The following is an 11,639-nucleotide window of genomic DNA, read 5'->3' as shown; positions in this document are numbered from 1 at the left end:
GTTGGGAATTGCTGGATGCGAGGCCGCTATTGTGAGCGAGTTGGCAGCGGGCGGCAAGGCGATCGTTTTGGCTCAAGGGCTGCGTTGTAGCCTCTGCGATGTCTGAGAACGCCGCAGAATGTTATCCTCCGGACAGTCTGAGGATCTACTCATCAGCGAGTGATCTGCATGATGTCATCCTCGGCCTGCCGAGGATGACATCATGGCGATTAGGGTTGCCAGGGACCGGCCTCGTCGCCGTCAGCTTCATCGTCTGTCTCATTTGCGCGCGTGATCTCGCGGACGAGCGCATAGAGAGCATCTTTGACACCTTGGCCGGAGACCGCCGACAGCATCAGCGGCGTCTTGCGGGCGGCCTTCTTCAAAATCTCGCGGCGTTCTGCGAGTGTGGCTTCGTCAAGCGCATCGCACTTCGACAGCGCGACGATCTCTTTCTTTTTTTCGATGCCCTCGCCATAGGCCTTAAGCTCGCGGCGGACGGTTTTGTAGTCGGCCGCGACGTCTTCGGAGGTCGCATCGACCAAATGGAGAAGCACGCGGCAGCGCTCGATGTGTCCAAGGAAGCGATCGCCCAATCCGGCACCATCGTGGGCGCCTTCGATCAAGCCTGGAATGTCGGCGAGCACGAAATCGGTATCGCCCGCACGGACGACGCCGAGGTTGGGATGCAGCGTCGTGAACGGATAGTCGGCGATCTTCGGCTTGGCCGCCGAGACGGCCGCGAGGAATGTCGATTTGCCTGCATTCGGCAGGCCCACGAGACCGGCGTCGGCGATAAGTTTCAGCTTGAGCCAGATCGTCAGCTCTTCGCCCGGCTGGCCGGGATTGGCGTGGCGCGGCGCCTGGTTCGTCGCGCTTTTGAAGTGCGCGTTCCCGAAGCCGCCGTTGCCACCCTTTGCCAGGCGTACGCGCTCGCCCGGATGGGTGAGATCGGCAAGGAGCGTTTCGCCGTCCTCAGCGAAAACCTGCGTGCCGGGGGGCACCTTGACGATCATGTCCTTGCCGTTCGGTCCGGCGCGGTTCTGACCCATGCCGGGCGTGCCGTTCTGGGCGAAAAAATGCTGCTGATAGCGGTAGTCGATCAGCGTATTGAGGTTCTGCACGCATTCGACCCAGACGTCGCCGCCCTTGCCGCCATCACCGCCGTTCGGACCACCGAACTCGATGAATTTCTCGCGACGAAAGGCGATGCAGCCGTTTCCGCCTGCGCCCGATCGAATGTAGATTTTTGCCTGATCCAGAAATTTCATGATGCGCGCGCTCGAATGGCCATGGTCCACGGACGCCGGCGTTCATACGTCAGCGCCGGAAGTTCACATTGGCGCGCCTCGCACCAGCCCGTGGAGGTGCCGGTGGGGCGGAAGCCGAGTTTGCGAATGACGCGCGCCGACGCCTCGTTGCCGGTTAGATGTTTGCAGATGAAGCGGCGAACGCCGGATTTCGCGAAGCCATGCGCCATCACGGCGCGTGCGGCTTCGGTGGCGTATCCTTGGCCCCAGTAGGGCTTGCCGATCCAATAGCCGAGCTCGGCGTCGCCGTTGTCGTCGAGCGTGAAGCCGCAGATGCCGATCAGCTCACCGTTGAGGTCAATACCGAACACTTCTTCATGCTCGGCGACGCCATCGACCCAGTGATTGGCGGCTTCCTCGGAATAGGGAAACGGAATGCGCCCTGTCATACTTGCGACGTCCCAGTCACCGGCCAGCACGGCGATGCGGGCGGCATCACCATGGACAACAGTCCGGAGAGTGAGACGGGCGGTTTTCATGACGTCCGATCAAAGGCGAAGGGGCCTTGGGCTTGTGGGGCAATCCGTTGACGATATGAGGGGAGCTCTGAAAAGGCAAAAGGGGATGGCAGAGCCATCCCCGTAGTCCGTACAACCGAGCTTTTCGATCGAAAGCGGATTATTCCGCGGCGATCGCTTTGACCGGCTTCACCGAAATATAGGTGCGGCCGTTGCGCTTGGTGGCGAATTCGACGGTGCCTTCCTCGACGGCAAAGATCGTGTGATCGGTGCCCATGCCGACACCCGAACCCGGATGCCACTGCGTGCCACGCTGGCGGCAGAGGATGTTACCCGGAATCACGTATTCGCCGCCGTAGCGTTTGATGCCAAGGCGTTTGCTTTCTGAATCGCGGCCGTTACGTGTCGAACCGCCTGCTTTCTTTTGTGCCATTTCAAAATCCTCGAATGGAGCGGCGGCTCGTTACGCGCCTGCGATGTCGGTAATGCGCACGACAGAAAGGTCCTGACGGTGGCCCTTCTTGCGGCGAGAGTTCTTGCGGCGGCGCTTCTTGAAGGCGATCAGCTTCGGCCCGCGCGACTGCTTCACGAGTTCGGCGACCACTTTGGCGCCCGATACGAACGGCGCGCCGATGGTGACGTCGGCACCCGAGCCGACCATCAAAACTTCACCGAATTCAACGGTAGCGCCGGCATCGCCAGCTACACGTTCGATCGTTACGACGTCGTCTTTGGAAACGCGGTATTGCTTGCCGCCTGTCTTGATGACAGCGTACATGGCTCTTGTCCTTTCGGCCTTTCAGGCCTGTTGCCGCGCCCTATGGCGTCACCGAAAACGGTGAACTTTCAATATGTTGCCAGCTAGAGCCAGCAAGGAGCCTCGGGCAGCGCGTTCAACGCGGGCAGTTTTCCTGGCCCACGGGTGGCGGGCTTTATTGTCGATGTGAGGGCTATTGTCAACGGCCGTGCGGCGTTTCAGCCGGCCAATTTCTTTTTGATAACACATCGTAAATGCCGCTCGGGTCGCCCATTTTTAGGGGCTCCTGGGATTGTCACCAGAGGTGATGATGGCCGTTCCTGTTTCGTCTGTCTGCACGCGACCGCAGAGCGATGTCCTGCCGGCGATACCTGTGATCGAAACCGGGCTGGATTTTCCGCTGGCAACGCTGCGTGCCTCAGTAGAAAAAACACATGCGCTGCTCGATGTGGCGACGCGGCGCTATCCGAAGCGATTATTGGCGGGCCTCGACGGGGTGTCGCGGGCGTGGCTCGTTCGCGCGAACAATGTGCATTTGTCCGAGATCGACGCCATTGCCGAAGCGCTGGGCCGACCAGGCGCCTATTTCTTTTCGATCAACTATGAGTGGGGCTGCACCTGCCGAGCGGCGTCGTCGGCGGATGGCCGTTCGGCGCGTTTGATCCGAGTGCTCGATTGGCAGACGCCGGGGCTTGGCGCGAACCTCGTTTGCGCAAAAGTCGTGGGTTCGTCCGCCGGGCCGTTCGCCGTTCTCACCTGGCCGGGATACACCGGCGTGCTGCAGGTGATGGCGCCGGGCCGGTTCTCGGCGGCGCTGAACCAGGCGCCGATGCGTGATCCGACGGGGCTTTTTTACGTCGATTGGGCCGTCAATCGACGTCGCGTGTGGAAAATGCCCTTTCCAACACCTGCGCACCTGCTGCGCCGGGTTGCGGAAGAGGCACGAGACTTCGCCGAGGCGCGCCGGATGCTGACGGATGCGCTGATTTCCACGCCCGGCATCTTCACGCTTGCGGGGCTGGCACCTGACGAGACCGTCGTCATCGAACGAACGGAGCATGAGGCGCGTGTGCGTAAAGGTGTCGATGCGGTCGCCGCCAACCATTGGAGCGAGGCGGGCTGGAGGGGACGGCCGCGCGGTGACAGCAGCTTTGAGCGGCGCCGAGCCCTTAAGAGTGTTCCGCCGACATTCGATGATGGCTTCGCGTGGCTTGCCTCGCCGGTGCTCAACGCCAAGACGCGGTTGGCGATGGTTGCTGATGCCAAGACCGGCCGTCTCCTGGCGCGTGGCTACGAGGCGGATGGCCCTGCGACGCAATCCCTCGACCTTGAATGGCATGCGGCGGTCTGAGCCGCTTGCGTCCGGAAGCGAGCGCCGCTAAAAGCCCCACTTCGCCGTCAGGCGCCACGGCTTCCGGAGAGGTGGCAGAGTGGTCGATCGCGCCGCACTCGAAATGCGGAGTACTCGCAAGGGTACCGGGGGTTCGAATCCCTCCCTCTCCGCCATAAATTATTGAATACAAATAGGAAAATTCGTATCTCTACGGTCGTCGCAAATTCCTGGGCGCCGTCGGAGACTTAGCGCGTGCACGCCGTCGGCGCGCGACTGAGAGACGGGTTTCGGACCGGAATTGCGAGGCCGTCGTGCCGAAAGTTTCTTGTCGGCTTTCAGGTGGTACCGCTGAGTGTCGGAAAGGAGTGGGGTCTTCGATGTCAGCATCCACCGGATCAGCATAGCCGGTTTCCCCCGCTCTAAGGTTGGAACGTCTCCGTTTCGGAGCAGATCATTTTCTCGTTCGCCGCGCGCCCGGGTCAAGAAACACGCAGGTGCATATCGAATTCCTATCGAGACCACTGCTTAAATCGGGATAATTTGAATTCGACATTTCCCTTTTCTCGCTCGAACGGTTGCGTCCTTACAACCTCCTTCAGGAAAAAGATGCAATTGCTGCCAGATCGTTTGACCGCTTTCAGGAAGGAAGATTTCCTCCGACGAGGGGTGAATCGGCGGGAAAAAGCCGACTCCAAGAGATCGCACCGGGGGAAATTGGAATGCTGCCGATCTATCGCCTGGCCGCGCTCGCAGCTGCTCTTCTGTTGACGGGGGGCGTCGACAGTGTCTTCGCGCAGCAGACCGGCGGCAGCACGGATATAGCTCCAACCCCACCCCCCGCCACGGTGACGCAAGCACCCACCACGCAGCCCCCACCCGCCGCGAGCGGGACTACGACCACGCCTCCGGCCGCGAACACGCAGCAGCTTCCGGAAGTAGAGGTCATCCAGCAGCAGGCAAAAGCTCCGCCACCGCGAAAGGTCCAGCAGACTGCGAAGCCGAAGAAAGCTTCCGTTGCCCAGGCCCCGGTGACGCCACCGACGGCACCGGTTGAAAAGGACTTCTCGGTTGCCGAGCCCACGCAGGTGAAGATGTCGCCCGTGGGCGGCAGCGAACTTCCGATCGCGAAGGTTCCGGGGTCCGTCGGTACGGTTTCATCCTCCGACGTGACGCGCGGCGGCGCGATGGCAGTGCAGGACGTGCTCCAATCGCGCATCCCCGGCGTCATCGTGAATGACTTGCAGGGCAATGAGTTCCAGACGAATGTCCAATTCCACGGCTTTGAAGCCTCGCCTCTCGATGGCGTGCCTCAGGGCTTGGCGGTGTACGAAAATGGCGTCCGCATCAACGAGGCATTCGGCGACGTCGTCAACTGGGACTTCCTGCCGTCGATTGCCATTTCCGATATTGCCGTGATGAGCAACAATCCGGCGTTCGGCCTCAATGCGCTCGGTGGCTCCATCAGCATATCGATGAAGGACGGATTTAATTTTCAGGGCGTCGAGACCGACATCCGCGGCGGTTCGTTCGGACGCATACAAGGGTCGGTACAGGCAGGGCAGCAAGTCGGCAATTACGCAGCCTATATCGCGGTCGAAGATATTCACGACGGCGGTTGGCGGCAGTTCTCACCATCCGATATCCGCCGCACGTTCGCCGATATCGGGTTCAAGAACCACGATGCCGAGCTCCATGCCAACTTCACTGGCGCCGACAACTTCGTTGGGGCCGTTACAGCCTCCCCGGTCCAGCTGCTGGATGAAAGCTACAGCGCCGTCTACACAAATCCGCAGACGACGCAGAACGACATGGCGATGGGATCGGTCAACGGCTCTGTGAATGTCACGGATACGTTGAAGGTCTCGGGCGTCGGCTACTATCGTCGGTTTAATCAGCATCATGTCGATGCCAACGGTTCCGAAGCGGCGCCCTGCGCGGGCGATGCAAGCGTGCTCTGCTTTGACAATCTCGACGGCACGACCGTTCAGCTCGTCGATCAAAACGGCAACCCGGTGTTAACGCCGGCTGGCGGCGACAATTACGTCGGCGAAATTGATCGTACATCGCAACAGGCCGAAAGTTACGGGGCGTCATTGCAGGGCGTGCAGAAGGCGAAGATCTTCGGCCATAAGAATCAATTTTTGTTGGGCGGCAGCATCGATCATGGCCGCGTCGGCTATCAGACCAGCGCCGAGATCGGAAGTATCGGTCCCAATTTCACGGTAACCGGCGACGGCCAGATCGTCGCCAACTCGGATATAGCGCCGGTCGATATCACGACGACCAACACCTATTACGGCGTCTTCTTTTCCGACACCTTTGATGTAACTGACCGGCTCTCGCTGACGGCCGGCGGCCGCTTCAACTACGCCGATATCCGTCTCAAGGACAACACGGGGCTGGCTCCCGATCTTAACGGTAACAACGTCTACCAGCGTTTCAATCCGATGGCCGGAGGTACCTATCAACTTCTTCCAGGGTTATCGCTCTACAGCGGATATTCAGAAGCCAACCGCGCGCCGGTCGCGGCTGAGCTTGCCTGCGCAGATCCCAACAATCCCTGTCTTATTTCGAGCTTCCTGACCTCTGATCCTCCGTTAAAGCAGGTCGTCTCGCGCACCGCGGAAGCGGGCCTCCGCGGTGAGATCACCAGCTTCGGCGACAATCAAAAAGTCACTTGGACACTTGGCTTCTTTCACGCCATGAATAGCGACGACATTATAAATGTGGCGTCGTCGATCGCCGGCCGAAGCTACTTTCAGAACGCGGGCAACACGCTTCGCGAAGGGCTCGATGCCAGCATCGATTATCGCAACGATCGTTTGTATCTCTTCGCCAACTATAACTTCACCGATGCGCGCTTTGAGAGCACGTTCGACGTCAATTCGCCCAACAACCCTCAGAACCCATCGAACGGCGACGATTTCATAACGACCGTGCATCCGGGTGATCGTATGCCGGGTATCCCGCAGCACAGGTTCAAGGCGGGTTTCGACTACTGGCTGACGCACCAGTGGAAGTTCGGCGGCGATTTGACGGCCGCGTCCGATCAGATTTTCTTCGGCGACGAGGCGAACTTGAATAAGCCGTTAGCTGGGTATGCCGTCGTCAATCTTCATACGTCCTACGACGTCACGCAAAACATACAGCTCTATGCGATCGTGAATAACATTTTCGATCATCAGTACGGAACGTACGGCAACTACTTCACGCTCGATGACGCAACCGCAGCATCGCTCGGAACCATAGATTTCACGGACCCGCGCACGATCGTCCCGGCGACACCGCTTGCGGCTTACGGTGGAATGAAGGTCAGATTCTAAGTAGTCGCACTCGGGTCACTGGCTTTCGGGTATGTTCCTGTTCCATGATTTGTCTCCTTTCTAGAGAGACAAATGAACATGCTCCGCGGCAACACCTACGCCTTACTCGACAACCGGATTCTGGCTAAAACTTTCGTAGCTTGGTTAGTGGTCAACGTTTTTGACCCAAATCGGACACGCATGGATGGCCATGGCGTGTGTGTGGAGAGTCGCATTGCGGAAAATATCTGTGACAGCAACAGTCCTTTACTTGGCAACTGCCGAGCACTCGACTAGCGTTAGAGGTGATTTGTCCGGACCGGGGGGTTGCAATGCAGGTTTTCAAGTTAGGCTTCGTGGCCGCGATTATGGTGTGCGCACTTTCGGCGACGGCTCAGGCGGCCGAATGTACGAGGGTCGCCGCCATTGGCGATAACTTCACCCACGATTTGGCGGTGCTGTTCTCTCACAACGCACTTAAGAATACGATCGCCGGGAAAGGGCTTATACCGAAGGGGCCAGTGAAAACCACCTGCAAATCAGGGGCGATGATTGAGTGTTACTCCTCGCAGATGGCCTGTAAGGGCGGGACGCCTGCGGCCTGCTTAGGCCCCTGGCTTTGCTTCTAAACTAGGCACTAGACGTGGCCTCGTTTTGAATCTGTTCTTGCGGCTCGAACCTCGCAGTTATGTCGAGCACTATCCGCAAAGATGCATCGGGCGCTTATTGCCCGTAACGCGGCCGCTCGAGTGAAGCTAACGGATCGCTTCACCTCCGGGAAAGCAGAGCCAGGAGGCGTCGGCGTCTCGGCAGAGCCGACGGTCGGTCCCAATAGCTGTCGCGTGGAGTGGCAGCGATCGGCGATGCGGGAGCCCCGCCGACCACGTTCGCTGTGAGACGAGATAGGTCGAATCTTCGGATGCTCGATCACGTGTTCAAGCCCTGAATTGACTTGTTCAAGTTCGGAAATCGCTATGAAGCCGGGCGATGCTTCTTCTGCTGCTTCTTCCCATGAGCGTATTTTGGCACAGGCTTATATTCGCCGCTTGATTTTGATGAACCTGGGTGAGGCCCGGTGCCCTTGGGATGAGTTTTCTGCGCGTCACGCTTTCGATGAGGATGCGCGCCAGCTTTTTCTTTGTTTCGATCCCGCCATGGCGTCTTCGCGTGCCGACCCGTTTGAGGATCAGACAAGGTTGCGGCTCTGGCTTCGTCGTCTTTCTGCTGCCGGGCAGCGAGGGGCGGATCGCCGTGCGTACCAGCGTCGTCACCCATGGTGGCGCCGATGCGCGAAATCCGCCCCTCGTTAGGCTTCATGGTGCGCGCGGCATCCGCGAACGTGTCTGCGGAATTGGCGGCGATCTGGAAGCGCGTGTCGCGGTCGAAGATCTTGATAGAACCGATCTCGGATTTCGTCACATTGCCGGCGCGGCAGAGAAGCGGCAGCAGCCAGCGGGGCTCGGCATTACGCTCGCGGCCTATATCGATCCGGAACCAGACCATCTCAAGGCCCTGATCACGAACGGCGTGCGTGGAGCGGCCGTCTCTCGGGCGCGCCCTCGCGCGCTCCTCTCGGCCTTGCGGCCCTTGGCTGCGTACTTTTCTATCCTCGACCCGCTCCCGAGGTACTCGCGCATGATCATCGCGCCGCCGCGGCGGGCCCGTATCCTCAGTAAGATCTTCCGGCGCGGGCAGCTGGGCTCGGTGGATGCGGACCAACGCGAGAGCAATCTCTTCTGCCGTGCGGCTAGACTGAAGGGATTGCGCAAGCTTCAGATCCTCGTCCGTCGCGGAAGCGGTGAAGATAGAGCTGGCCAGAAAGCGCTCCTGATCTCGTGCGCGGATCTCCTCAGCGGTCGGTGCCGGGCCCCACGTGACCTTGAGCTTCGCACCGGCCAGCAGCGCATCTGCCTTACGCCGGCGGTTGAACGGGACAATCAACACACACAGGCCCTTGTTGCCGGCCCGCCCCGTGCGACCCGAGCGGTGAAGAAGTGTCTCTGCATCATTGGGCAGATCGGCGTGAATGACGAGCGAGAGAGCCGGCAAGTCGAGCCCGCGCGCCGCCACATCCGTCGCGACGAGAACGCGCGCGCGGCCATCGCGCAGCGCTTGCAGCGCATGCGTGCGCTCGTTCTGCGTCAACTCTCCGGATAGGGCGACCGCAGAGAAGCCTCGTTCCACCAGACGCGCGTGCGTCCGCTTTACAGCTTCGCGCGTCGAACAGAACACAATCGCGGCGCCGGCCTCGTGAAACCGAAGCACGTTGACGATGGCGTTTTCAATATCGCCCGGAACCACGCGAATGGCGCGATACTCGATGTCGGCATGCTGCTCGTTGCGCTTCACCGTTTCGATGCGAACGGCGTCGCGCTGGTAGCGGCGCGCCAGTGCTTCGATCTCGCGCGGCATGGTGGCCGAGAACAGGAGCGTCTGGCGCCCTTCAGGGGTTGCGTCGAGAATGAATTCCAGATCCTCGCGAAATCCGAGATCGAGCATCTCATCGGCCTCGTCGAGCACAACGGCTGCGAGTTTTGTCAGGTCAAGCCGCCGTCGTTCTAAATGGTCCCGCAGACGTCCGGGCGTGCCGACCACGATATGGGCGCCGAAGCCGAGTTGGCGGGCTTCCGCACGTGCGTCCATGCCCCCGACGCAGGTCACAACACGCGCCCCGGTGTCTGCATAGAGCCAGTCGAGTTCGCGCTGCACTTGCATCGCAAGCTCACGCGTCGGCGCGATGATCAACGCCAGCGGCTCAGCGGCTTGCGGGAGGCGTTCCGCTTCTCCAAGCAGTGTCGACGCCATCGCAAGTCCGAAGGCGACCGTTTTTCCTGAGCCGGTTTGCGCCGAGACCAGCAAATCGCGCCCTACCGTGTTGGCTTCGAGAACCGCTAATTGCACGGCGGTCGGTGCGGAGTAGCCGCGCGCGGAAAGAGCGCGCCCGAGCGCGGAGTGAACCGACGGGAAGGTCATGATTGTGAAGACTTTTCAAATGGAGAAAGCCCACCTGGCTCTGTTCGAGTGGCAGGCGCACTTCGTCAAGAATGTCGTTATTTAGCGTGCCTAGCCGGTATTCGGCGTAAACGCCAGAGGCAGGTTGGCGCGCTTCGAATATTGGTTAGCCTGCCACGTAAGACTTTCGGCCAGAAGGTCCCATGTGTGGACGGCACCCCGTTGGCAAGGACTTTTTGGTTTGTCGCGCAGAGTTGGTCGGTAGCGCCCCTGAGCGGCAGAGCGGGATAGGCACGATTGAGATAGAACATAATCGACTGAGATCTCGTATGCCTGAATTAGGTCCAACGGCGTTATCTCAATGGTCTCACTAGGACAGGCGGTGAATTTCCCCACAAGTTCACACCTTCTGTTGCTCCTGTTGTCGCAATGCAGAGGAGGCGGGCATCGGACGGCGCCTGCGCACGTCTGCTCCTCACTCAAGAACAGACCGGATGTCCGCTTGCAGATTCAGAACGAGCGATGCGGATGGTGGAGCGAAGTCTCTTCGTGTCTAGAAAAGAAACTCGCTGCCCCATAACGCGAGAAGTTCGCCATCGCTCATAAGTCCCGCTGGTCGCAATGCCACCACCAGTTACGAACAAAGCGGCAAGTGCTGTACTTGAGCCGAAAGGGTCGGCAATTCCGATTGACCAAGTGGCGTCGTCGGACGCTTTCCTATGACGGGTTTTGATGTCGAGCCCTGATTACACGCGTCTTACGTGATGCGAGAACAGGGCTGACTATGTCCGCTTCACTGCAGCGGTACCGGTGCATGTCGGAAAAGATCGGGATGAGAGCACGTCGCGGACGGACTCGACAGCACATTGTGAGCTGCGAACATTACGACTTGCTTACGTCGCGCAGTAAAAATTGGTGACGACAAGCGTCACCATCTTTGTACGAGAAGAGCCGCAAGTGACTGGACTTTGCCTGTGATCGCTCCGCTACAGCGCGCGAAGCAGATTGTGTTAAGCACTTACTAGCTTCACTCGTCATCGGTTGCCGCCAAACCTTCATGTCTTGTTCGCGCACAATATGAACTTCGGGAAAAATCGTCGGCACTTCATCCGAGCGAGTTTTTATTCGCTTCTGTTGTCCACTCCGGTTCACGGTACTGAAATTGGCGACAGCGTCAGTGCCGTTAGCAGATACGGCAATGGAACGATCACTGCTCCGATCAGACAGGATAAACTGGGATGGCAAGTGCAGCTGCCCGGAGGACAATGGGTATTCTGCCGACGCAGTTGTTCGGAAACGCTTCGCGTCGAAACGATAGATTTTTTTGAATCGAACCAAGCCGGCAACGGACAGATCACAAACGAGTGCGGAATTTTTGGATGCCTGGATCTGAAATATCGCCAATGAGACAAAGTTGGAGAGGCTCACCTAAGCTCATCTTTTTTATAATTGTGACTTGTGTCAGACGCGTGCAGGAAAGCGCCCAAGAATAACAATTCTGTATTTTAAGGGCCGCATTTGCATCCCCTCCGCGGGTTCATCAGGCAC

Annotated in this window: 10 protein-coding genes and 1 tRNA gene; 4 read left to right on the top strand and 7 right to left on the bottom strand. The window is 59.3% G+C overall.

Going from position 1 to position 11,639, the window contains the following annotated elements; all coding sequences use genetic code 11:
• Positions 1–209 precede the first annotated feature (209 nt).
• From obgE to rplU, 4 genes are all read right to left on the bottom strand, one after another.
• The gene (obgE, locus tag RLW55_RS03080; protein WP_013945764.1) at positions 210–1,250 is read right to left on the bottom strand and encodes a GTPase ObgE; all 1,041 of its coding nucleotides are present in this window, start codon (positions 1,248–1,250) and stop codon (positions 210–212) included.
• On the bottom strand, positions 1,247–1,768 hold the full coding sequence (locus RLW55_RS03075) for a GNAT family N-acetyltransferase (RefSeq protein ID WP_409561901.1): 522 nt from the start codon (positions 1,766–1,768) through the stop codon (positions 1,247–1,249). Before RLW55_RS03075 ends, obgE begins: the two co-directional genes overlap by 4 nt.
• 139 nt (positions 1,769–1,907) lie before the next feature.
• Positions 1,908–2,180 carry a 50S ribosomal protein L27 gene (gene rpmA / locus RLW55_RS03070; protein WP_013945766.1) on the bottom strand — a complete coding sequence of 91 codons (273 nt, stop codon included), beginning with the start codon at positions 2,178–2,180 and terminating at the stop codon, positions 1,908–1,910.
• Positions 2,181–2,210: 30 nt separating this feature from the next.
• Positions 2,211–2,525 (bottom strand): 50S ribosomal protein L21, encoded by a 315-nt coding sequence (gene rplU, locus RLW55_RS03065; protein WP_013945767.1) that lies wholly within the window; start codon positions 2,523–2,525, stop codon positions 2,211–2,213.
• Positions 2,526–2,796: 271 nt separating this feature from the next.
• Here rplU and RLW55_RS03060 point away from each other — a divergent pair, with 271 nt between their 5' ends.
• The 4 genes from RLW55_RS03060 (at position 2,797) to RLW55_RS03045 (ending at position 7,768) form a co-directional block, all read left to right on the top strand.
• Positions 2,797–3,855, top strand: coding sequence for a hypothetical protein (locus RLW55_RS03060; RefSeq protein WP_423415533.1), 1,059 nt, complete (start codon positions 2,797–2,799; stop codon positions 3,853–3,855).
• Positions 3,856–3,920: 65 nt separating this feature from the next.
• Positions 3,921–4,010, top strand: a tRNA-Ser gene (locus RLW55_RS03055).
• A 546-nt stretch (positions 4,011–4,556) separates the two neighbouring features.
• Positions 4,557–7,160, top strand: coding sequence for a TonB-dependent receptor domain-containing protein (locus tag RLW55_RS03050; RefSeq protein ID WP_423415532.1), 2,604 nt, complete (start codon positions 4,557–4,559; stop codon positions 7,158–7,160).
• A 311-nt stretch (positions 7,161–7,471) separates the two neighbouring features.
• Positions 7,472–7,768: a hypothetical protein gene (locus RLW55_RS03045; protein WP_423415531.1), complete on the top strand. Its 297-nt coding sequence runs from the start codon at positions 7,472–7,474 to the stop codon at positions 7,766–7,768.
• Between the two features lie 343 nt (positions 7,769–8,111).
• On the opposite strand, the gene RLW55_RS03040 is transcribed toward RLW55_RS03045, so the two are convergent.
• The 3 genes from RLW55_RS03040 to RLW55_RS03030 all read right to left on the bottom strand — a co-directional run bounded on the left by RLW55_RS03040 (position 8,112) and on the right by RLW55_RS03030 (position 11,519).
• Complete coding sequence (locus RLW55_RS03040) at positions 8,112–10,112, bottom strand: DEAD/DEAH box helicase (RefSeq protein ID WP_423415530.1); 2,001 nt, start codon at positions 10,110–10,112, stop codon at positions 8,112–8,114.
• Positions 10,113–10,570: 458 nt separating this feature from the next.
• Entirely contained in the window at positions 10,571–10,825 is a 255-nt protein-coding gene (locus RLW55_RS03035; RefSeq protein WP_423416372.1) for an FAD:protein FMN transferase, read from the bottom strand.
• Positions 10,826–10,973: 148 nt separating this feature from the next.
• Positions 10,974–11,519, bottom strand: coding sequence for a hypothetical protein (locus RLW55_RS03030; protein ID WP_423415529.1), 546 nt, complete (start codon positions 11,517–11,519; stop codon positions 10,974–10,976).
• Positions 11,520–11,639: the final 120 nt, after the last annotated feature.

The sequence above is a fragment of the Hyphomicrobium sp. B1 genome (assembly GCF_049532635.1).
Lineage (GTDB): Bacteria > Pseudomonadota > Alphaproteobacteria > Rhizobiales > Hyphomicrobiaceae > Hyphomicrobium_B.
The sequence above is the reverse complement of the archived record's forward strand: the minus strand, read 5'-3'. Positions and strand labels throughout refer to the sequence as shown.

Coding starts and splice junctions, on each gene's coding strand:
- rplU (WP_013945767.1), bottom strand. CDS start 2,525: ATGTACGCTGTCATCAAGACAGGCGGCAAGCAATACCGCGTTTCCAAA.
- RLW55_RS03050 (WP_423415532.1), top strand. CDS start 4,557: ATGCTGCCGATCTATCGCCTGGCCGCGCTCGCAGCTGCTCTTCTGTTG.
- obgE (WP_013945764.1), bottom strand. CDS start 1,250: ATGAAATTTCTGGATCAGGCAAAAATCTACATTCGATCGGGCGCAGGC.
- RLW55_RS03075 (WP_409561901.1), bottom strand. CDS start 1,768: ATGAAAACCGCCCGTCTCACTCTCCGGACTGTTGTCCATGGTGATGCC.
- rpmA (WP_013945766.1), bottom strand. CDS start 2,180: ATGGCACAAAAGAAAGCAGGCGGTTCGACACGTAACGGCCGCGATTCA.
- RLW55_RS03045 (WP_423415531.1), top strand. CDS start 7,472: ATGCAGGTTTTCAAGTTAGGCTTCGTGGCCGCGATTATGGTGTGCGCA.
- RLW55_RS03040 (WP_423415530.1), bottom strand. CDS start 10,112: ATGACCTTCCCGTCGGTTCACTCCGCGCTCGGGCGCGCTCTTTCCGCG.